The following is a 21,846-nucleotide window of genomic DNA, read 5'->3' on the forward strand; positions in this document are numbered from 1 at the left end:
GCTCGGGGTAGTAATCCAGTCGATTGGGTTTACTATTGCAAGCGAGATGCTTCGCTACGCTCTGCATGACGTTCTGTTGTAATCATTCCACCATCTTACCCGTCTCCCTTTGTTCAGCTTCGTTTCCCGGCTTTTTGCTTCCGATAAGTCGTTTCGGCAGGCGGTGGCAACCGTGACGGGCCAGACGCCCAAGAACTCGCGGCTCTACCACTTAGCATTCACGCACTCGTCGGCAGTGCGGCAGTTGCCGGGTGTGGGCAAGCACCAGACCAACGAGCGGCTGGAGTTCTTGGGCGATGCCGTGCTGGGCACGGTGGTGGCCGAGTACCTGTTCAAAAAATACCCTTACGAGCAGGAAGGCTTCCTGACAGAGGTGCGCTCGCGCATCGTGAACCGCGAAAGCTTGAACGGCATTGCCCTGAAACTGGGCCTCGATAAGCTGGTGCAGCTGGATGCCGCGCAGGGCCGCGCTGCGCGCTCACGCTCGGTGAATGGCAACGCCTTGGAGGCATTGGTGGGCGCGGTGTACCTGGACTTGGGCTACAAGGCGGCCCGCAAGTTCATCCTCACGCGCCTCGTGAAGGGCTTTGTAGATGTGCACACGCTCACAACCACCACGGCCAATTTTAAGAGCAAGCTGGTGGAGTGGGCGCAGCGTCAGGGCAAAGTGTTGCGCTACGACATCACGGGTGAGGCCCGGCCGGGCGGCATGATGGAGTTCACGGCCTCGGTGCTGCTGGATGAGGAAGTAGTAGCCACCGGCATGGGCCTGAGCAAGAAGCAGGCGGAACAGCTGGCCGCCGAGCGGGCCCTGACGGAGCTGGGCGTTGCATAATCGGTTGCGTTAACTTTTCCTTTCCACTAAACCCTGCGCCTTCGCTTCACCCGCGGGCCGGGCGTCCTTTCGCATGAAATATTTGATGCTGCTGGTGAGCCTGCTGTGGCTAGCTGGCCCGGTGGCAGCCGTGCCCAATGTCAGCGTGCAAATGCGGGTGGTGCCGGCCACGCACTCCTTCACCTGCCGCTACACCATTGCCTTGGCAGCAGACGACACGGCCACCACTTTGGTGCTGAACCTGGGACGGCAGTTGCGGATTGAGAATCTGCTCAGCTCCGGCAGTACGCCGCGCGCAACGCGGGTTTACTATCCTTATTTCGACGACACGCTACAGCAGGTGGTGGCGCACTTTAGCGGCCGGGCGCGCATGGTGAGCGTCACGTATTCGGGTACGCTGGAAGGGCGCTTGTTTAATGACCGGGCTCTGGTTTTTAGCGGACATTCCGGTTGGCTGCCCTTCCGGCCTTACCGGGATTATGAGGTGGTGAATTATGTGCTGGAAGTGCAAGCGCCGGCCGGCTACCAAGTAGAAAGTGCCTCGGCGGAGGCGGAGCAACGGGCGGGACGCTGGACTTTCCGGGGCCGCGCCGGGGCCATCGAAATCACGGCGCTGGTGGCCCGGGAGTTTCAGCAACTGGCCTCGGCCGGGGCACCCCGTATTCGCGTAGTGACTGTGGGACCGGCACTGACGCGCACCGATACCATGCTGCTCCGCAAGGCCGAGGGCATCATTGCCTACTACAACCGAAGCATCGGGCAACTGGACCCCATTACGCGCTTCACCATATTGTTGCCCGGCACCAATTCCGACGCGTTTGGAATGCTCGAAAATGCCACGATGATAACCTACACCGATTTTGACGTGGCCGCCGACCGGGAGGCGCTGCTGATTCTGGCTCATGAAATCAGCCATAAATGGTGGGGCTATGGTAACGTGCACACCTACAACGACTGGCTGAACGAGGCATTCGCTACGTATTCGAGCCTGCTGTACCTACGCGAAGCCGGTGATGAAGCCGGCTACCAGGCCGAGCTAGCCAAGCGCGCCGCCACTGTTGGAAACGCGCCGCCGATTCGCGGCTTCGATTACCGGAAATATCCCCGGCCCATGTACCGACGCGTCGTGTACAACAAGGGTACCGTAGTGCTGGCGGCCTTGCACGAGCGGCTGGGCACCACGCAATTTGTGCGCCTGCTGGGCGCTGTGGCTGCCCGCCACGTGAGGGATACCGACACGCTACTGGCCATTGTAGCTCAAAATAACGGCCAGGCTACTCGCGACTGGCTGCTGGCAGAGTTGAGCCGTTGATTGAATTGGCACAACTTGCGACGGCCATTTTAAGTTATTCAACCATCTTGTTTCCTTTCTTTCCCGTCTTCTTATGCGCATTGCCGGAGCTGCCCTCAACCAGATTCCCATCGACTGGGCCAACAACCTGCGGAATATTCAAACGGCCATTGAGCAGGCCAAAGCAGCGGGCGTGGAGCTGCTGTGCCTGCCTGAGTTGTGCCTGACCGGCTACGGCTGCGAAGACCTGTTTCTGAGCGACTGGATGCCGGAGGCGGCGCTGATGTACCTGCAGCAGGTGCGGCAATGGACGCAGGGAATCTGCGTGGTGGTGGGGTTGCCGGTACGCCTGCCGGGCCGCACATACAACACGGCCGCCGTGCTGCGCGACGGTCAGATTCTGGGCTTCGCAGCCAAGCAGTTTCTGGCCAACGACGGCATCCACTACGAAACCCGCTTTTTTGCGCCGTGGGTGGCGGGTGAAACCAGTGCCGTGAGTTGGGAAGGGGAGACGTGGCCGCTGGGCGACCTCACGTTTGAGCACGAGGGCGTACGCTTCGGCTTTGAGATTTGCGAGGACGCCTGGCGGGCCGACAACGTGCGCCCCGCCTGCCGGCTGATGGGCAAGGTTGATTTGATTGTGAACCCCTCTGCCAGCCACTTTGCCATGAGCAAAACCGACGTGCGCTACCAACTGGTAATGAAGGCGTCGCGCACGTTCGACTGCACTTACCTCTACGCCAACCTGCTGGGCAACGAAGCCGGCCGCGTCATCTTCGACGGTGAAATTCTGGTGGCCCGCAACGGCCACTTGCTGAAGCGCAACCAGCTGCTGAGCTTCAAGGAAGTAGATTTGGAGTGGGTAGACGTTGATTTTGCGACCAAGCCAGAGCCGGCGGCCGAAATTGTGCCCCTGCCCGTGCCCGATGAATACAAGGAGCTGAACCAGGCCATGAGCCTGGGCCTGTTCGACTACCTGCGCAAGGCACGCAGCCGGGGCTTTGTGCTGAGTTTGAGCGGCGGGGCCGATTCCTGCTTCTGTGCGGTGGGCGTGGCCGAAATGGTGCGTCTGGGGGTGGAGGAACTGGGTTTGGACGAGTTTAAGCGGCGCAGTGGCTGCTTTGAAGAAGCGAAAAAAGACGTGACCCAAACGGGCGCTGGCGGTGCGGCCAAACAAGTAGTGCAGGACGAAAACTCAAGCACGCAGCCGCAGGCCCTAGGCGCTAATCAGGAGCTGGTACGGCAGCTGCTGACTTGTGCTTACCAGGGCACCGTCAACTCTTCTGATGACACCTTCAACTCGGCTAAGGAATTGGCCGACAGCATTGGCGCGCGGTTTTTCAACTGGGAAATTGATGAGGAAGTAACGGGCTACGTGGGCAAAATTCAGGGCGCGCTGGGGCGGGAGTTGACCTGGCAAACCGACGACCTCGCCCTGCAGAACATTCAGGCCCGGGTGCGGGCCCCCGCCATCTGGCTGCTGGCCAACGTGCAGAACTGCCTGCTCATCACCACCTCCAACCGCTCGGAAGCCAGCGTGGGCTACTGCACCATGGACGGCGACACGGCCGGCAGCATTTCGCCCATTGCCGGCGTGGACAAGGACTTCGTAAAAAAGTGGCTGCGCTGGGCCGAAACCGAGCTGGGCTACTCGGCCCTGCGCCACGTAAATGCCCTGCAGCCCACCGCCGAGCTGCGCCCGCTGGAAGAAAAGCAGACCGACGAGCGCGACCTCATGCCCTATACGCTGCTCAACCGCATCGAGCGGCTAGCTTTCTACAACCGCCTTAGCCCAGGCAAGGTGCTTGATACGCTGGAAGGCGAAGAAACCGGTTTCGACCGCGAGCAGCTTAAGACCTTCGTGCGCCGCTTCTATAGCCTCTGGAGCCGCAACCAGTGGAAGCGTGAGCGGTACGCACCTTCGTTCCACCTCGACGACTACAACGTGGACCCGCGGTCCTGGCTGCGGTTTCCGATTCTCAGTGGCGGTTTTTCGGAGGAGCTGGCGGCGCTATAAGGGGGGGCTTTCACTTTATAACCCTGTCCCGTATGAAACAGCTCTTGTTAAGCTTGCTAATCCTGGTTTGGGCCCTGGCTGCCCGCGCTCAAAACTGTGACTGCGGAGCCGACTTGCGCTTTGCGCGGCAGGCGTATGAGCAGAACTACTCGGGGTTTGGTGATATGCAGGCCCGGCGTGGCGCGGCAAACTACCAGCAGTTTGCCGACTCGCTTCAACAAGCCAGTCAGCCAATTACCGATGCGGTCGGGTGTGAAAAGCTGTTGCGGCGCTACGTGCATTACTTTGGCGACCGCCACGTAGGCCTGGGCTACACCGATGCCTACCGTCGCCAGGCTGGTTTACGGCAGGTCCGGCGTGGGCGTCCGAGTCTGGAAGTGCTAGATGCGCAGGCAGTGCTGCTTACCATTCCCAGTGCCGATAGTTCGCGCCAAAAGTCGGTGGATAGCCTGCTCATTGCCAATAAGGCCTTGCTGGCGCGCACGCCCGAGTTGCTCGTGGATGTGCGCGGCAATGGCGGCGGCAGCACCAGAGTGTTTCTGCTGTTGCTGGAACTGCTCTACACGCAGCCAATGGTGCTGGATGGCATCGAAATCCGCAGCTCGCCCCGCAACTTGGCCAAGTACCGCGAGATGCTGGCCAAACCCGGTGTACCCGCCAATGTTCATAAGCAGATGCGCGAAGTTATTGCCCGCATGGAAGCCACCCCCAATGGCTTTGTACTGGCGCAAGCCGGCCGCACGCGTACCCTGGGCAAGCATCCCGTTCAGGGCAACCCGCAGCGGGTGAGCATCCTGATTGACCACCGTTGCGGTAGTGCCACCGAGGAGTTTTTGTTGGCGGCCCGCCAAAGCAAAAAGGTGACCTTGTTCGGCCAGCCGACGGCCGGCGTGCTCGACTACGCCGATATTTACATGGAGCCCTTACCGTCGGGCTTGTTCGCCGTGTCGGTGCCTACCTCCCGCTCCCTGCGCCTGCCCGACCGACCTTTCGATGCAGAGGGCATCAAACCAAACGTAACCGTACCAAGCTGGCAGTTCGATTGGGTGCACTTCGTGCGGCATTACTGGGTAGAGAAGGGCTGAGTAAGCTTGCCGCAGAGTCTCTTTGTGGCATTAGACAGGTTTTTATTAGGAAGTAGCTGCCTAATGGACAATGGCTTGGAAGAAAAATAAATAAGGCCGCGCAAGTTTTGGCCGGCAATGGTCCCTAACCTCCTGAAAGCCCGCAAAAGCAAATGCTGAGGGACAGACATGGTCGAACATTCAGTACCAGTTAGTGTGGCATATCCGCTGCCGGTGTTTTTAGCTCGTGAGATTCGTGCCAGCGAAGTCAATCCTCCGATAGTAGATGCGGATGCTGACCTCGTGGCGCAGCTGCAAGACGGGAGCGAGGCGGCCTTTCGCACCTTGGTAGAGCGTTACCAGGGCCGCATTTACCGCACAGTGTTTTCGCTGCTACGCAATCCGGAAGAAGCGGAGGATGTGGCCCAGGAAGTGTTTGTAGAGGTTTACCAAACCATTGGTCGGTTTCGGAGCGAGTCGGCGTTGAGCACTTGGCTGTACCGCTTAGCCACGTCGCGGGCCCTGAGAAACCTGCGGCGCGCCCGGGCCAAAAAGCGGTTCGCCTATTTCACCACCCTGTTGGGATTCAGTAATGAGGTACTACACGAGCCCCTGGACCACTCCCACCCGCAGGCGCTGCTGGAGGACCAGCAGCAGCTTCAGCTACTAATAAGCCATATCGCCCGGCTACCCGACCAGCAGCAAGTCGCCTTCACGCTGCGCCACGAGCAGGAATTGAGCTACGAGCAGATTGCGGCAGTACTTAGCACCACCGTGCCCGCCGTCGAGTCCCTGTTGTTCCGCGCCCGGCAAACGCTTCGCAAGCACGTTCAACCGTCTTTACGCCATGTCTGATTCTACCGCTCGCCCCGATACCGACCAGGAATGGGAGGACCTGATGCGCCAGCTGCGCACCCAGCCCCAGGCGCAACCCCGCCCGTTTTTCTACAACCGCGTGCAGGCCCGGCTTGCTGCTGAGTCCAGCCAGCCTTGGCTACCGGGCTGGGTGCGCCGGCCCGCCTACGCCTTGCTCCTTGGCGCCTTGGTGCTAGCCCTGAGTGGCGATGACACCGCGCTGGCTTCGGGAAGCTCTCCAGCGGCGAGCAGCTCGCCCGCGCCCCGCTGATTTAGCTGCCGCTTCCAACGCGTTAAATACCTTTTTTGCCGTCCGGTGCCAAACCGGGGGCTGAGTACCTTTGGCCTTCTATTTCATTTTCGCCCGCATGCTTCCTTCTCTCGACGCCATTTTTTGGAACGTTAATCCCATCATTGCCCACCTTGGGCCGGTCACGCTGCGCTGGTACGGGCTGTTTTTCATGTTGCCCTTTGTGGTGGGCACGTTTGTCCTCACGCACATCTACCGTTCCGAGCGGGTGTCGCCACAATGGGTCGATGTAATTACGATTTACATGCTCATCGGCACCATTGTGGGCGCGCGTTTAGGGCACATGCTGTTTTATGATTTTGAGGCGCTGAAAGCCGACCCTCTGGTGGTATTCAAAATATGGCAGGGCGGCCTGGCCAGCCACGGCGCGACCATCGGTATTCTGTTTGCCTGCTGGCTTTTTGCCCGCAACAACAAGTTCGATTACCTATGGGTGCTCGACCGTATTGTGATTGTGGTGGCGTTGGGCGGAGCCTGCATCCGCACCGGCAACCTGATGAACTCGGAAATTGTGGGCAAGCCGACCAGCGCCCCGTGGGGCTTCACCTTCCCCCGCGATACCGACCACCTGCTGCCCCTTACGCAACCGCTGCCAGCCGGCGCGGTAGCAGTGGCTAAAGTAGCGCAACCCGATAATACCTACGCTTACCAAGTGGTCCCCGCTGACACGGCCGCGCCGGCTGATGCCCAGATGGCAGTGCCGCGCCACCCTACCCAGATTTATGAGGCGCTGTTCTGCGTGTTTTTACTGGCGCTGCTCTACTCGATGTGGAACCGCACCAAGGAGCGCACGCCGCGCGGGCAGCTGTTTGGGCTGTTTGTGGTGCTGCTTTTTACGCAGCGCTTCCTGGGTGAGTACCTGAAGGAAAACCAAGTAGCTTTTGAGAATGGGCACATGTTCAACCAGGGCCAGCTGTTAAGCATTCCGCTGATTTTTATTGGCATCTGGGTGCTGTGGCGCGCTGGCAAAGACCCCGAAAACCCCTACGGCTACGCTCCGCGCGACTTGGGCAAAGCCGGCGACCCGCAGCCTGCAGTGCCCGCTGTGCGGTAGCTGCTGCCTTGGAGTCGCGCACACGTTTGCCTTAGAAACCCTCTTGAAATTGCCACCAAAAGGCCCCGAATCCCGTCCGATTCGCGTAGGTTTGTGGCTCATTCAACTGATTAAAACCGAAACGCTATGAGCTTCATTTCGCAAATTCACGCTCGCCAGATTTTTGATTCGCGCGGTAATCCGACCGTCGAAGTAGACGTTACGCTCGACTCGGGCGTGGTGGGCCGCGCCGCGGTGCCCTCGGGCGCCAGCACCGGCAAGCACGAAGCTGTGGAGTTGCGCGACGACGACAAAAGCATGTACATGGGCAAGGGTGTGCTGCAGGCCGTGGAGAACGTGAACAGCAAAATTGCCGAAGAGCTGGTAGGTTTTTCGGTGTACGAGCAGGCCCTGCTCGACAAAATCATGATTGAGCTCGACGGCACGCCCAACAAGGCTAACCTGGGCGCCAACGCCATTCTGGGGGTGAGCCTGGCCGCCGCCCGCGCTGCTGCGCAGGATGCCGGCATGCCGCTGTACCGCTACATTGGCGGGGTAGGAGCCAGCACGCTGCCCGTGCCGATGATGAACATCCTGAACGGCGGCTCGCACGCCGACAACTCGATTGACTTCCAGGAGTTCATGATTATGCCCACGGGTGCTTCGTCGTTTTCGGAGGCGCTGCGCTGGGGTACCGAGATTTTCCACCACCTGAAGAACGTGCTCAAAAAGCAGGGCTTCAGCACCAACGTGGGCGACGAGGGCGGCTTTGCTCCGAACATCAAGTCGAACGAGGACGCTATCAAGATTGTGTTGCAGGCCATTGAAACGGCCGGCTACCGCCCCGGCGAAGACGTGTTCATTGCCATGGACGCAGCTGTGTCGGAATTCTACGAGGACGGCGTGTACCACTTCAAGAAGAGCACTGGCGACAAGCTGACTTCGTCGCAGATGGTGGACTACTGGGCCGACTGGATGAAGAAATATCCCATCATCAGCCTCGAAGATGGCATGGACGAGGACGACTGGACCGGCTGGAAAAACCTGACCGACCGCGTGGGCAAGCAAACCCAGCTGGTGGGCGACGACCTGTTCGTGACCAACGTGGACCGCTTGCAGCGCGGCATCGATGAGAACATCGCCAACGCCATCCTCATCAAGGTGAACCAGATTGGTACCCTCACCGAAACCATCAACGCTGTGAACCTGGGCCGCCGCAACGGTTACAAGTCGGTGATGAGCCACCGTTCGGGCGAAACCGAAGACAGCACCATCGCCGATTTGGCCGTGGCCCTGAACACCGGCCAGATTAAGACCGGCTCGGCTTCGCGCTCGGACCGGATGGCCAAGTACAACCAACTCCTGCGCATTGAGGAGGAGCTGGGCGAAGTAGCGTACTTCCCCGGCAAGAAAATGTAAGCCCCTCACGTAGTTAACTACGGAAACGGCCAATTCTGCTCGCGCGGAATTGGCCGTTTCGCATTACCTTTAACCCGATGAATCTACCTCCTTTTGTAATGCCGGTGCTGCGGGTAGTGCGCAGCTTTTATTTTTTGACCGGTGTGGGCTTCCTGGTGTGGATGCTGGTGTTCGATGCCAACGACGTGGGCAAGCAAATCGACATTTACCGCAAGTGGCAGGACCTGCGCAACGAGAAGCAATATTACCTCGACAACATTGAGGTGGTGAAGAAGGACCGCGCCGAGCTGATGAGCTCGCCGGCCCTGCTCGAAAAATTTGCCCGCGAGAAATACCTCATGAAGCGTCCTGGCGAGGACGTGTTTGTGCTGGTGCCCGCTACTGCCGAATAATCAATAATCCGGATGCTGCTGCGCTCCGTCGATTGGCGGAGTCGTGGGGACCGGCTGGTTATGGCTTTTTAATCTTTTCTATATTCATTTTCCGAATTCTTTTCCTGATTGTATGAAGCAAAATTACTTTATGGGTCAGCTGCGGGCTTCCCGGCAACTGGCATCCATCTGGCTGCTGTTGCTGGTGGGCCTGGCTGTGCCTGCGGCGCTGCATGCCCAAACCTACCAGCTGCCCCAGGCGGGTGCTACCACTATTACGACCTGCGCGGGCACGCTCTACGACGATGGTGGGCCCAATGGCACTTACTCAACTTACGCCAATGGCACCACGACCATTCTGCCGGGCACGGCGGGTAGCAAGGTGCGGCTGCAGTTCAATACGGTGGTAGTCGAGTCGTACTACGACCACCTCTACGTATACGATGGCACGAGCACGGCGGCCCCGTTGCTTGGCTCCTACGACTCGTATAACCAGCCGGGCACGCTCTACGGCACTACGGCTTCGGGCGCCCTTACGGTGCGCCTGACGTCGGACGGCGTGGGACAGTACGCCGGTTTTGCGGCGACCATTGGCTGCGTAACCACGATACCGCCGCAGGCCCAACCCGACCTGGCGGTGCAAGGGGCCCAGCTTTCGCCCACCAGCGTGGTGGCCGGCGGCAGTACCTACGCAAGCAGCTCGGTGTATAACCTGTCGGGCGCCAGCGCCAATAGCAGCAGCATGGGCTATTACCTCTCGACCAATGCGGTGCTTGATGCCGGTGATGTATTTCTGAACAGCACCTACGGCTACGCCATTGGCGTGGGCCAGTCGTCGGGCCACTACACGACTCTCACGGTGCCGGTTGGCACGACGGCAGGCAGCTATTACGTGCTCTTTGCGGCCGACTACCAAAACCAGGTAGCCGAAAGCAATGAGTCCAACAACGTAACGGCGGTGAGCTTTACGGTAACGCCGCCCAGCTTCGACCTCACGATTCAGCAGCCCAACATCTCGCCGACCAACCCGGCCCCGGGCACGCCGTTGTACATGAGTTGCTACATCAACAACCAAGGCAACTCGACTACGACAAGTAGCAGCGTGGGCTTTTACCTCTCCAACGATGCCACGCTCGACGCGGCCGACCAGCTGCTGACTTCGCAGTACGGCGCCCAGCTGTACACCAACTACCCCTCACAGCGCTACGGCACGGCCGCCGTGCCCAACAACCTGGCCCCGGGCACCTACTACATCTTGTTTGTGGCCGACTACCAGAACCAGGTGGCCGAAACCAACGAAACCAACAACGTGAGCGCGCTGAGCTTCACGGTGAACCCGCCCGGCATCGACCTGGTCATTCAGCAGGAGCAGCTGTACCCGTCGAGCACCGTGGCCGGCAACAGCGTGCAGGTAAACTGCACAGTGTTCAACCAGGGCAACGTGGCGGCGTCCAGCAGCACCGCCGGCTTCTACCTTTCAACAAATACTACGTTTGACGCCAACGATGTGCTACTGAGCACGTCTACGGGTTACTCGCTGCCGGCCTACCAAACCAGCACGCGCTATGCCAACCCCACTATTCCGGTGGGCACGGCACCCGGCAACTACTACGTGCTGTTTGTGGCCGACCCCGCCAATGCCGTAGCCGAAGTGAACGAGACCAACAACGTGCGAAGCCTGGCGCTAAGCATAGTGGCGGCCACCGTCGACCTGACCAACAACAGTGTGTACCTCTCGGCTACTTCGGTTACAGCCGGGGGCAGCACGCAGGCTAGCAGCTACCTCTACAACCAGGGCAATGCGCTGGCTTCGCCCGCCACGCTGGGCTATTACCTCTCAACCAACCAGACGCTCGATGCCAACGACGTATTGCTGGCTAATAACACCGGTACGGTGTATGGCGGCAGCTACAGCTCGCGCTATGCGACGATTACGGTGCCAACCGGCACGCCTATTGGCAGCTACTATGTGCTGTTTGTGGCTGACTACCTGAGCCAGCTGGCCGAAACCAACGAAAGCAACAACGTGTCAGCCGTCGCGCTGCAGGTGGTGGCTCCGAGCATCGACCTGTTCACTTCACAGCCCTACCTGTCGCCCAGCGTCAGCGCGCCGAATGGGGTTATCAGTGCCAGCTCCTACATCCAGAACCAGGGCAACAGTACGGCTCCCAGCAGCAACATAGGCTACTACCTCTCCACCAATACGGTGTTTGATGCCAGCGACGTGCTGCTGCTGAACTCGCCGGGTTCGACGCTTATTGCCGGGGGCTATACGTCGCGCTACAATAACCTTACTCTTCCGGCTAATACGGCAATTGGCAGCTACTACGTGCTGTTTGTGGCCGACCCAACTAACGTAGTAGCCGAGTCGAACGAAACCAACAACGTAAGTAGCTACTCGCTACAAGTAGTGGCTCCCGTAGTCGACCTGTTCACCTCGCAGGCCTACCTCTCGCCGAGCGTAACCACGCCGAATGGCACTACCAACGCCAGCTGCTACATCCAGAACCAGGGCAACAGCACCGCTTCCAGCAGCAACGTAGGCTATTACCTGTCTACCAACACGGTGTTTGATGCGGCAGATGTGCTGCTGTTGAACTCGCCGGGCACGACACTAATCGGTGGCGGCTACCAGACGCGCTATAATACCCTAACGGTGCCGGCCGGCACTGCAACAGGCAACTACTACGTGCTGTTTGTAGCCGACCCAACCAACGTGGTAGCCGAGTCGAACGAGGCCAACAACGTGAGCAGCTACTCATTGCAAGTGGTGGCCCCGAGCATTGACCTCATTACTTCGCAGCCCTACCTCTCCACCAGCGTCAGCGCTGCCGGCAACGTGCTAAGCACGACCTGCTACATCCAGAACCAGGGGAATACTACGGCTCCCAGCAGCAACGTGGGCTATTACTTGTCCACCAACACGGTGTTCGATGCTGCCGATGTGCTGCTGCTGAACTCGCCGGGCACGGCGCTGGCCAGCGGCGGCTACCAGACGCGCTACAACAACATCACGATTCCGGTGGGGACGGTTGCCGGCAGCTACTACGTGCTGTTCGTGGCCGACCCAACCAACGTGGTGGCCGAAACCAACGAAGCCAACAACGTAAGCAGCGCCTCGCTGCTGCTGCTGGCCCCGGGTGTCGACCTGATACCCCAGCAGCCCCAGCTGTCTGCGACCAATGCCACGCCGGGTTTTGGCATTCAAGGCGCGTGCAACATCGTGAACAGCGGTACGAGCACGGCGCCCAGCAGTACGCTGGGCTTCTATCTCTCGACCGACCAAACGTTTGATGCAAACGACGTACAGCTGGCAACCGTAACGGGCCCTTCCCTGGGTTCGGGGCAAACGACCAACCGGGGCGCCACGCTGGTAGTGCCCACCGGCACGGCTGCTGGAAGCTACTACGTGCTGTTCGTGGCCGACCCGGCCAATGGCGTGGCCGAAACCAACGAGACCAACAACGTTGCCAGCCTGTCCCTCGTCGTGAACCCGCCATTCAGCGGCAACGTGGTGCCAATCAGCGGGGTTGCCACCGTTACATCGTGCTCTACGTCGGTTTACGACAACGGCGGCCTGAGCAACTACGCCGATAACTCCAGCGGTTCCCTCACGCTGCTGCCAGCTACTTCCGGCGCACTGGTCCAGCTCACCTTCACCTCATTTGATACCGAGTACGGCTACGACTTCGTGAGCATTTACGATGGCACCAGCGCCAATGCGCCGCTGCTGGGTACCTACTCAGGCTCGCTGAATAACCAGTTGCCTCTTCCCCTGACGGCTACGAACGCCGCCGGGGCACTCACGGTGGTGTTTGGCAGCGACGGTTACGTAAATGCGGCCGGTTTTGCGGCTACCGTAAGCTGCGTGAGCGCCCCCCAGGCCGACCTGCTGCTGACTCAGATTGGCGCCTCACCCTCGACCGTGGCCGCCGGCAAAACCGTAAACCTGACCGCCACGGTGGCCAACCAGGGCGGCGGCCCGGCCAACGCTTCGGCAGTGGGCTTTTATCTCTCGACCGACCAAGTACTAAGTGCCAACGACGTGCTGCTGGGCACCAGCCCCGGCGGGGGCCTGGGCCTGAACCTCACGGCCAGCCGCCCGCTCACCGCTGCGGTGCCAGCTACGACCACGCCCGGCAGCTACTACGTGATATTCGTAGCCGACCCAGCCAACGCTGTAGCCGAAACCAACGAAACCAACAACGTTGCGGCCCTGCGCCTGACGGTAACCCAAGCCACCGCTACCCGCGACCAAACCGGTGGCTACACGGTGGCCGTGGCGCCCAACCCCGTGGCCAGTGGCCAGACGCTGGTATTGGCTCTGGAGGGAGACCGCCCTACCGGTGCGGCTACCCTCACGCTCTACAACGCTTTGGGCCAGCGCGTACAGTCGCAACCTCTGCAACTGGGGCCGGGCCGTGCCCGCCGCGCCGAGGTAGCGACGCAAGGCTTGGCCACTGGCGTGTACACGCTGCGCCTCACCGGCGCTGGCCTGAGCATCACGCGCCGGGTGCTCATTAACTAAGCGCGACGGGCAGTTTCGGCTGGTTGCTGTAGCAAAAGCCTGCGGGGGCGGCGAGGTTGGTATAGCGCCAACCTCGCCGCCCCCGCTTACTTTTAGCCATGGCTACTTGCACATCTTTCTTGCCGCGTCAAATATTAGCTCGGGCTTTATGGGGGCTGGCCGCATTGTTTGGCGCCGGCCTGTTGGCTCATGGCGCGGCCGCCCAGCAGCAGTTGCCCGTGCTGAAGTATAGCCAGGCCCAGGTAGCCGGGCAGTTTTTGCGGGCGGTGTTGCAGGCCGATTATGCCGCGGCCTACAGCCGCCTAGCGCCGGAAGTGCGTCGGGCAATTAGCCCCATCGCCTTCGAAAATGCTGCGCGCCCGATGTGGAAAGCCGGTCGCCATGCCGCCCCTCTCGAGCTATATAAGCTGGGAGTGCGGTTGGGCGACGGCGGAACCTCCCAGCTGTTCTACAGCTACTCTTTTGCCGCCGATTCGGCACTGCCCCAGCCTTCGGCACTGTTCGAAGTCACCTTCCGCGATACGACCGCGCGCGGAGTATTGGGGTTTGGCCTGGGCCGTGTGGCGCACCGGCCAGCTGCTAAACCCATTACGAATCCGGGCCCACGCCGATAGGATGGAAGTATTCAGCCTGCTATTCCGAAGTGGGAGCCTAGCAAGCCGAATACCCGCTTAGCCAATTTTCTTGCCGGCCATAGCTTGCTGAATAGAAATATTCATCACACGCTCGGCGTAGGGGCGGGTCAGCTCGTCGAGTTCGTCCATAGCTTTCAGGATGGGGTCGCGGTCGGTCCCGGCCAGGGCGGTGCGCACGGTAGCCACCTGCGCTTCGGTAGCGGTAAGCTCTTCGGCGGTGAGGTGCTGGCGGTTTTTGCGCGTGAAGCTATCGACTTGGTAGAGCAGCTGCTCGGCGGCCGTACGCGCCTCTATGAGCAGGCGCGCCGCCACGTCTTCTTTGGCATTCAGGAGCGAGTCCATCAGCATCTGCTCCACTTGGTCGTCGGTGAGGCCGTACTGGGGCTTGATTTCGACCTGCTGTCGGGTGTTCGAGCGCAGCTCAATGGCTTCCACCTTCAGTATGCCATCGGCGTTCAGCAGGAAATTTACATCGACCTTGGGCAGGCCTGCTGGCATGGCCGGAATGCCGGTGAGGGTGAACTCGCCCAGCTTGCGGTTCTGGCTCACAAGGTCGCGCTCACCCTGGTATACAGCTACTTTCAGGTTCACCTGGCCGTCGACACTGGTGGTATACTGTCGGCCGGCCTTGGTTGGAATTTTTGAATTGCGCGGGATAATAGAGTCCATCAACCCCCCTAGTGTTTCGATGCCCAGCGTGAGCGGCGTCACGTCGAGCAGCAGCACATCGCGCCGGTTGCCGGCCAGAATATCCGCCTGAATAGCCGCGCCTAGCGCCACCACCTCATCGGGGTTCAGCGAGTTGTTGGCTGGCTGCCCGAAGAATTTTGAGACCTCGTCGTACACCAACGGCACGCGCGTCGAGCCGCCCACTAGCAGCACGGCATCGAGTGCGCTTGTGATTTTAGCATCGACCACGGCCTGGCGGCAAGCCGCGATGGTGCGCGCCACCAGTGGCCCAATGAGGGCATCGAACTGCGCCCGCGTCAGCGTCACGGTCGTGTTCTGCCCGGCTTCGTCGGTGAGGTGGGTGGTGAAATCGTCGTGCTGGCTAAGGTATTTCTTGGCCATTTCAGCGGCTAGGCGCAGCTGCTGCTGCAGGTGCGGGTTGGTATGGAAGGACGCTTGCAGTCTAAAAGTGGCCGTCCAGTAGTCCACTACGGCGCGGTCGAGGTCGTCGCCGCCCAAATAGGTGTCGCCGTTCGTGCTTAGTACCTCAAAAATGCCCTGCTGAATGCGCAGAATGCTGATGTCGAACGTGCCGCCGCCGAGGTCATACACGGCCACGGTTTTCTCTTCGTCGGGGCTCAGGCCGATGCCGTAGGCCAGGGCCGCGGCGGTGGGTTCATTCACAATGCGCAGCACCTCCAGGCCAGCCAGGCGGCCGGCGTCGCGGGTGGCCTGCCGCTGCGAGTCGTTGAAATAAGCCGGCACCGTAATCACGGCGCGATTCACGGGCGTTTTTAGGGCGTGCTCGGCACGGGCACGTAGCTCGCGCAGGATGTCGGCCGATAACTCGATGGGGGAGTAGAACCGGTCCTCGACGCGGATTTTCACCAGGCCCTCGGCGTTATCGTCAATCACCTTATAGCCCAATTGGCTGGCGTGCGCGCCCAGGTCGCGGTAGCTTTTGCCCAACAGGCGCTTCACCGAATAAATAGTGCGGCCCGGGTCGCTGAGCAGGTACTCGCGGGCTTCGTTGCCAACCACGGGCGCGGCCCCCCCGGCCGGAAAATGCACAACCGAGGGCACGATAGTCCCGCGGCCCAAGTCGTTGATGGCGGCCGGCTGGCGGGTTTCGGGGTGCACGTAGGCCACCAGGCTGTTGGTGGTGCCCAGGTCGATGCCCACAATGATTTCTTCCTGCTGGAGGCTGCCAGTGGCAAGGTTGATAGCTACAGTAGCCATAGAGTCACGGGGCCGTCCTCGCGAAGAGCCCGAAAAATGAGAAAAAATAATATGCCGAAACGCTCTGCAAAAGTAGCGGCAAAATGGCCCGGCTGTGGCGTGCGTGGGCTTTGCTGCTATCACGAGCTAGATAGCCGAAATGTTTCTATGTCTTTTCTTGAAAAATTTCAAACCAAGATTAAAGCGCCGTACGTAAGGCAATAGTAACAAAAACGGATTCAGTTAGAAATACTTAGTGGCGCTAGGAAGGCACGCCTGTCTTTCGGATTCAGCTTAATTTTTTTTCAATTCCCACACCACCATAACCCCCACTTTCCATTTTATGAAGAACCTACTTACTCGTCCCCTTTTCCAGGCTGCTCTGCTCGCAGTTTCGGCAGGAGGAGTGGTGGCCCTGAGTGGCCAGCACAACAAACTAGAGGCCTCGAGCCACCGCGAAGCCCCTCTTATTGCCGATGACCCGCTGGCCGATAACACCGACCTGTACGCTTTCCGTACTCCGGACGGTGCTGGTGCAGTGAACGGTTCCGCTTCGAGCGTGACCATCATCGCCAACTACATTCCGTTGGAGTTGCCCCAGGGCGGCCCTAACTACAACACGTTCGGTGAGAACATTCGCTACGAAATCCATGTCAAGAACGGTACGCCTAATAACCCCACCGATGATATCACGTACCGCTTCACTTTCTCTCGGACAAATGAAGACCCTAGTACGTTCTTCAACATCCGTTTGGGCAAGCAGAACCTGAAGACCACCTACATCTGCGAGAGAAGCGTAGGGGGAGGGGCCTTCTCGCAAATTGGTACGACAGGCATTGTGCCTGCTCCGAACATCGGGCCGCGCTCTATCTCTGCCAAGGTAACGGTGCCCGGCGTGGGTACCAACGTGCCGGCCGGTTTGGGCGAAGCCGACTATACATCGTACATGGCAAAAGCCATTCAGACGACGTCGGACGGCATCAAAATTTTCTGCGGACCTACCGATGACCCGTTCTTCGCTGACCTGGGTGGTATTTTCGACTTGGGTGGCATTCGTGCTCCCGGTCAGGCCCGCGACGGTTTGGCTCGCAAGAACACCCACGCCATTGTCATGCAGATTCCAGTGTCGCAGCTCCAGAAAGCTACTGCTCCAGCGCTTACGGCCACTACCAACATTCTGGACTCGAACTACATCATTGGCGTATGGGCCTCGGCTAGCCGCCAGGCGGTGCGGACGCTTTCCACCACTGGTGGGGCTTCTACCTTCAGCGGCAACTATGTGCAGGTATCGCGCCTTGGCATGCCCCTGCTGAACGAAGTAATCAACCCCATCGGAGCCAAGGATGCCTGGAATGCCGGCTCGCCTTACGCCGAAGCCCTTATTACGGATGATTACCTGTCGAACCCCGAGCTAGGTCTGTACATGGCTGATAACGCGCCAGCCGCTACGGCTGCGCCGAAGCCGGCCAACCAGACATACTTCGGCGAGGCCATTGCCGGCTTGGCCCCCCTGCGTATCCAATCCAAGTCGCTGGCGGGCCAGACTGGCCTGCCCGCTGCTGGTTTTGACTTCCGCAACGGCGGGGGCGGCCTGAGTGGTTTAGCTGGTAGTACTGCAGTAGCTGGCACGGCGCTGGCTCCGATTGCCCAAGGTGGCTACGGTGAATACCTATTAGTAGCTGGCAAGCCTCGCTCGGTAGATATTAAGCCTATTTTCCATACTGGTGTACCCAACGCTCGTCCTTACCAACTGCTCGTTGGCAAAGGTGGTAACCCGCTGGCTGCCGGCAAGCCGTTCATCAACAACTTCCTGTTGGTGGGCAATGCCGCTGCCAACCCCGGTGGTGATATGCTGCGCCTGAACATGGCTGTGCCGCCTACGCCCCGTAACGACGCTAACTTCAGCTCAGAAGGTCTGCTGGCTGCTGCACTTATCGCCATCAACCCAACGGGCAATCCGGCTTTCACGCAGTACAACAACACGACCGTGCAGTTCATCCCGAACATGGATGGCTTCCCGAACGGTCGCCGTCTGGAGGATGACGTGACCCGCATTGAACTGCAAGCCGTTGGTGGTATTGTACTGGCCGCTATTGGCCTGCCATACGATGACTTCACTACTTCGTCGACCAGCCCGGTTACGCCTCAGCTTGTCAATGTAGTGGGTTTCAACGCCGGCATTACGGCCAACGATACCACGTTCAAAGTCGGTTTCCCATACTCGCAGACGCCCTGGAGCGGTACCAACGCCCAGCGCACGGCCCTGTCGCAGCGCACGGCCCTCGGCCTGTCGCCTAACCAGACCGTTGGCCAGGCTTACCCGAACCCCTTCCTCGACCGGACCACGCTGCGCTTCGAACTGCCTGCCAAAGGCATCATGACGCTTGTTATCAGCGACGTAACCGGCCGCAAGGTTGCTACCATTGCCAAGGACAAATCCTTCGGCCAGGGCACCACGGAGTTGAGCTGGCAGCCGGGCCGCGATGTGGCCCCCGGCCAGTACATTGCGACCCTCTACAACGGCAAAACCGTTGTGCAGTCGGTGCGCATCGAGCGCCAGTAGTTTTTGCTGATTGCTGATTGAACGAGAGCCGTCGTTAAGTCCTGAACAGGGCTGGCGGCGGCTCTCTTTTTATTTTTGACGTTCTTACCCACTCGTCTTTCTTCTCTGTTTTGAAAAAGTATCTATACCCCATCTTACTTGTGGTTTTTGGCGGGCTGGCGGCTGCCATCTTCTTCTTTAAAAAACCAGCGGTGCGCACCCCCGAGTTCATCGAGCGCCAGGGCAGCCTGGCCGCCGGCAAGGAGTGGCTGAACACCAAGGCCGCTATTGAGGGCTTGCTGGCCAAGCTGCGCACCAACCCCGACGACCAAAAAAGCCGCCTCTTGCTGGCCCAAGCCTACATGCAGGAAGGCCGCGTAACCGGCAACCACCCGTACTACGACGGTGCGGCCATGGACCTGCTGGAGCAGGTGCTCAAGGCCGAGCCTGAGAACTTTGAGGCCCTGTGCTGTAAATCGTCGCTTTGCCTCACGCAGCACCATTTTGCCCAAGGCCTAGGCTTGGCCGAGCAGGCCGTGAAGCTGAACCCCAACAGCGGGTTCGTGTATGGCCTGCTGACGGATGCCAATGTGGAAATGGGCCACTACGACGAGGCCGTGAAAATGGCCGACAAGATGAATGCCCTGCGCCCCGACCTGTCGGCCTATGCCCGAGTGAGCTACCTGCGCGAGATTTATGGCGACATGCCCGGCGCCATTCAGGCGATGGACATGGCTGTGAAAGCCGGCTATACCGGGTTGGAGCAAACCGAATGGACCCGTGTAGCCCTGGGCCATCTCTACGAGGTGAACGGCGATACTTCTAAGGCCCGCCTGTACTATCAAATGGCTCTGTACGTGCGTCCCGGCTATGCTTACGCTTTGGCCGGGCTGGGCCGCATGGCCGCCGCCCGCAAGGACTACACCCGCGCCATCAAGCTCTATCAGGAAGCCCGCATTACGGTGAAGGACTATGCCTTTGCCGATGAGATGACGGACTTATACCGCCTGAACGGCCAACCCGACGAAGCGAAGAAAATGGCCGAAGAGTCCATTGACATGTTGTCCGAGGCGGCCAAGGAAGCCGACTCCAACGAGCAGATCGGCCACTATGCCGACCGCGAACTGGCTTACGCCTACCTGAAAACTAACGAACTGGATAAAGCGCTGGAGCACGCCAAAATCGAACATGCCCGCCGCCCCGACAACATCGACGTGAACGAGACCATGGCCTGGGTGCTCTACCGGCGTGGCCAGTATGCCGAGGCCCAGAAGTACATGCAGGTAGCCCGCCGCACCGGTTCGAAGAACCCCGTGCTGCTATGCCGCGCTGGTCTCATTCTCAGCAAACTGGGTAAGACTGCTGAGGGCCAGGCCCTGATTGAGAATTCGCTGAAAACCGCGCCTTACCTCAACCCCGAAGTAGAAGCTGAAGGCAAGAAGCTATTGGCGGCCCGCTAATCCAGTAGTAAGCATATAGCAGTGAGTACTCAGACGAGGATGGAAAAGGCCTGCTCTGCACCAAGCCTTCGCCTGCCGCGCCGCGTCGCAGCGGTGCTGCCCCTGTTGGTGCTGCTGGCATTGCCGGCCGCCGCGCACGTTCTCAACACGGACCTGAGCAAGCTCTCGCGCACCGAAATTTTCTGGACTTACCTGCAGCTGGGCTTCACGCACATCATTCCGCTGGGGTTCGACCACATTCTGTTCATCATCAGCCTCTACATTCTGGAGCCACGCCTGAAGCCGGTGCTGATGCAGGCCACAGCTTTCACCGTGGCGCATTCTATTACGCTGGGGCTGGCCATGTACGGGCTTATTTCGCCGCCTTCGGCCATTATTGAGCCGATTATCGCGCTGTCCATCCTGTTTGTGGCCATCGAGAACATCATCGCCGATAAGCTGAACCCGTGGCGGCTGCTTGTGGTGTTTGGCTTTGGGTTGGTGCACGGCATGGGTTTCGCCAGCGCCCTCACGGGGCTGGGATTGCCGCAGAAGGACTATTTCGGTTCCCTCATCTCCTTTAACGTGGGGGTTGAGCTGGGCCAGGTAACGGTGATATTGCTGTGCTGGGGGCTGGTGGGCCGCTGGGCCGCCGAGAAAAGCTGGTACAAGCAGCGCGTTGTTATTCCAGTGTCGGTGGTCATCGGGCTGGTAGCGGCTTACTGGACCGTAGAGCGCGTGTTTTTTACCTGAATAATTAACCTGAAATCGTTGCACCCCTGCCAGGGTTTTCACCGTAGATAACGCGAACCTTGGTTCAGCCTGTTTTCATGCTTTTGCGCCCCTACCTCACGCTGCTGCTGCTGCTCAACTACCTGCTGGTAGTGGGAGCAGGCCTTGTGGAGCGCCCGGCGCGGGTGATTGACCGGCCCTATGCCTACGTGCACAGCCAAGATTGCCAATTGCAGCACACCATGCGCCTGGGCTGTTTCGACGACTGCAACGGCGTGCAGTATACCGTGAAGAAAAACGGCGAGCGCCTGCCCCTGCAGCAATTGCTCACCTCCTTCAAAGGCCTGGATACGCACTGCCTGGCCGAATGGCGGGTGGCGTTTACGCGGCTGGGTTACACCGCACGGCCAGCCCGCTCAGCTGCGCGGGTGGTAGCCGTGTTGCTGGGTTACCGCGGTCAGGTTGAGTTGCCGCCCCGGATAGGATAAGTAGAGTTTTGCCCAGGTGATGTTCGGTTCGAATACACGCAGGGCTATGGAAAGCCACGGCCATAAGGCCAGTGCGCCGCCTCTTCTTATTTCTCCTCCAACGCGCCACCAAGGACTGTAATGTCCGGGCGCGTGCAACCCCTCCATCATGATTTTCTGGGTCAATTCCCTTCAACCCGTAGCAGGCGCTACGAGTGTTGTTCCCTGCGTGCAGCTGCCCAAGGCCGGCCGCATTGCTAGTTCTTTATTCGAAGCAATACCGGGCCGCACGCTGCCCGCTACCAGCACTGTGGCTCTGCGCGGCCAGCAGCGCGGACACCTTGGGAGGCAGCAGGGCCAGTACCGGGCCCAATGCCGCGCCAATTGCATGAGCAAGGCCAATTTCTAATTCGGAATTATC

Annotated in this window: 17 protein-coding genes; 16 read left to right on the forward strand and 1 reads right to left on the reverse strand. The window is 59.8% G+C overall.

Features of this window, described 5'->3' with window-relative positions:
- Positions 1 to 109 precede the first annotated feature (109 nt).
- From rnc to ABD837_RS15300, 11 genes are all read left to right on the forward strand, one after another.
- Positions 110 to 835 carry a ribonuclease III gene (gene rnc, locus ABD837_RS15250; protein WP_345056170.1) on the forward strand — a complete coding sequence of 242 codons (726 nt, stop codon included), beginning with the start codon at positions 110 to 112 and terminating at the stop codon, positions 833 to 835.
- A gap of 73 nt (positions 836 to 908) precedes the next feature.
- Positions 909 to 2,147, forward strand: a complete 1,239-nt coding sequence (locus ABD837_RS15255) for a M1 family aminopeptidase (RefSeq protein WP_345056172.1) — start codon at positions 909 to 911, stop codon at positions 2,145 to 2,147.
- A 73-nt stretch (positions 2,148 to 2,220) separates the two neighbouring features.
- Complete coding sequence (gene nadE / locus ABD837_RS15260) at positions 2,221 to 4,143, forward strand: NAD(+) synthase (RefSeq protein ID WP_345056174.1); 1,923 nt, start codon at positions 2,221 to 2,223, stop codon at positions 4,141 to 4,143.
- A gap of 32 nt (positions 4,144 to 4,175) precedes the next feature.
- Positions 4,176 to 5,228, forward strand: coding sequence for a S41 family peptidase (locus ABD837_RS15265; protein ID WP_345056176.1), 1,053 nt, complete (start codon positions 4,176 to 4,178; stop codon positions 5,226 to 5,228).
- A 195-nt stretch (positions 5,229 to 5,423) separates the two neighbouring features.
- Positions 5,424 to 6,062, forward strand: a complete 639-nt coding sequence (locus ABD837_RS15270; RefSeq protein ID WP_345056178.1) for an RNA polymerase sigma factor — start codon at positions 5,424 to 5,426, stop codon at positions 6,060 to 6,062.
- Entirely contained in the window at positions 6,055 to 6,333 is a 279-nt protein-coding gene (locus ABD837_RS15275) for a hypothetical protein (RefSeq protein ID WP_345056180.1), read from the forward strand. The genes ABD837_RS15270 and ABD837_RS15275 overlap by 8 nt, the downstream gene beginning before the upstream one ends.
- A 97-nt stretch (positions 6,334 to 6,430) precedes the next feature.
- On the forward strand, positions 6,431 to 7,426 hold the full coding sequence (gene lgt, locus ABD837_RS15280; RefSeq protein WP_345056182.1) for a prolipoprotein diacylglyceryl transferase: 996 nt from the start codon (positions 6,431 to 6,433) through the stop codon (positions 7,424 to 7,426).
- Between the two features lie 126 nt (positions 7,427 to 7,552).
- Entirely contained in the window at positions 7,553 to 8,824 is a 1,272-nt protein-coding gene (gene eno, locus ABD837_RS15285; RefSeq protein WP_345056184.1) for a phosphopyruvate hydratase, read from the forward strand.
- Between the two features lie 77 nt (positions 8,825 to 8,901).
- Positions 8,902 to 9,216 carry an FtsB family cell division protein gene (locus ABD837_RS15290; protein ID WP_345056186.1) on the forward strand — a complete coding sequence of 105 codons (315 nt, stop codon included), beginning with the start codon at positions 8,902 to 8,904 and terminating at the stop codon, positions 9,214 to 9,216.
- Between the two features lie 112 nt (positions 9,217 to 9,328).
- Positions 9,329 to 13,723: a CARDB domain-containing protein gene (locus ABD837_RS15295; protein WP_345056188.1), complete on the forward strand. Its 4,395-nt coding sequence runs from the start codon at positions 9,329 to 9,331 to the stop codon at positions 13,721 to 13,723.
- Positions 13,724 to 13,821: 98 nt separating this feature from the next.
- Positions 13,822 to 14,337: a hypothetical protein gene (locus ABD837_RS15300; protein WP_345056190.1), complete on the forward strand. Its 516-nt coding sequence runs from the start codon at positions 13,822 to 13,824 to the stop codon at positions 14,335 to 14,337.
- Positions 14,338 to 14,394: 57 nt separating this feature from the next.
- Here ABD837_RS15300 and hscA read toward each other — a convergent pair whose 3' ends face one another.
- Positions 14,395 to 16,266, reverse strand: a complete 1,872-nt coding sequence (hscA, locus tag ABD837_RS15305) for a Fe-S protein assembly chaperone HscA (protein ID WP_345056192.1) — start codon at positions 16,264 to 16,266, stop codon at positions 14,395 to 14,397.
- Positions 16,267 to 16,588: 322 nt separating this feature from the next.
- On the opposite strand from hscA, the gene ABD837_RS15310 reads away from it, so the two are divergent.
- From ABD837_RS15310 to ABD837_RS15330, 5 genes are all read left to right on the forward strand, one after another.
- Positions 16,589 to 18,808 (forward strand): DUF4331 family protein, encoded by a 2,220-nt coding sequence (locus tag ABD837_RS15310; RefSeq protein ID WP_345056194.1) that lies wholly within the window; start codon positions 16,589 to 16,591, stop codon positions 18,806 to 18,808.
- 110 nt (positions 18,809 to 18,918) lie between these two features.
- On the forward strand, positions 18,919 to 20,247 hold the full coding sequence (locus tag ABD837_RS15315; protein WP_345056196.1) for a tetratricopeptide repeat protein: 1,329 nt from the start codon (positions 18,919 to 18,921) through the stop codon (positions 20,245 to 20,247).
- A 39-nt stretch (positions 20,248 to 20,286) separates the two neighbouring features.
- Positions 20,287 to 20,979 (forward strand): HupE/UreJ family protein, encoded by a 693-nt coding sequence (locus ABD837_RS15320; protein ID WP_345056198.1) that lies wholly within the window; start codon positions 20,287 to 20,289, stop codon positions 20,977 to 20,979.
- A 77-nt stretch (positions 20,980 to 21,056) separates the two neighbouring features.
- A complete protein-coding gene (locus tag ABD837_RS15325) occupies positions 21,057 to 21,446 on the forward strand; it encodes a hypothetical protein (protein ID WP_345056200.1) in 390 nt (129 codons plus the stop codon).
- A gap of 148 nt (positions 21,447 to 21,594) precedes the next feature.
- The gene (locus ABD837_RS15330; RefSeq protein WP_345056202.1) at positions 21,595 to 21,834 is read left to right on the forward strand and encodes a hypothetical protein; all 240 of its coding nucleotides are present in this window, start codon (positions 21,595 to 21,597) and stop codon (positions 21,832 to 21,834) included.
- Positions 21,835 to 21,846: the final 12 nt, after the last annotated feature.

The sequence above is a fragment of the Hymenobacter glaciei genome (assembly GCF_039539585.1).
GTDB lineage: Bacteria > Bacteroidota > Bacteroidia > Cytophagales > Hymenobacteraceae > Hymenobacter > Hymenobacter glaciei.